Source organism: Stenotrophomonas sp. SrG, from assembly GCF_050031795.1.
Lineage (GTDB): Bacteria > Pseudomonadota > Gammaproteobacteria > Xanthomonadales > Xanthomonadaceae > Stenotrophomonas > Stenotrophomonas rhizophila_A.
The window spans coordinates 1-245 of record NZ_JBNBBE010000790.1 but is presented as its reverse complement, the minus strand read 5'-3'; the positions used below and the strand labels follow the sequence as shown (position 1 = coordinate 245).

Below are 245 nucleotides of genomic sequence, written 5' to 3'. Positions count from 1 at the left end.
GGCCATACTAGTGATCTCTCGTACTCCCAAGATTGTCCTGCTGACCCTAGCCGTTTCGGCCGCGCTGGTCGGCTGCGGCAAGAACGAAACCCCGGCTACGGACAGCGCGGCCTCCACCGCCCCCCCGGCCGCCGCCGCCCCAGCCGCCACCGAGTTCAAGCTCGACGAAGCCCAGCTGCCGGCCTACAACGCCTTCCACCCGTCCCACCTGGCCAAGAGCCTGGACGCCTGCACCGCGTTCGGCG

General features: G+C 69.4%; 1 pseudogene. It reads left to right on the top strand.

The features are described 5' to 3' along the window. Positions 1-13: 13 nt before the first annotated feature. Positions 14-245 (top strand): annotated as a pseudogene (locus ACQG3P_RS21715) (peptidase); the annotation flags it as partial.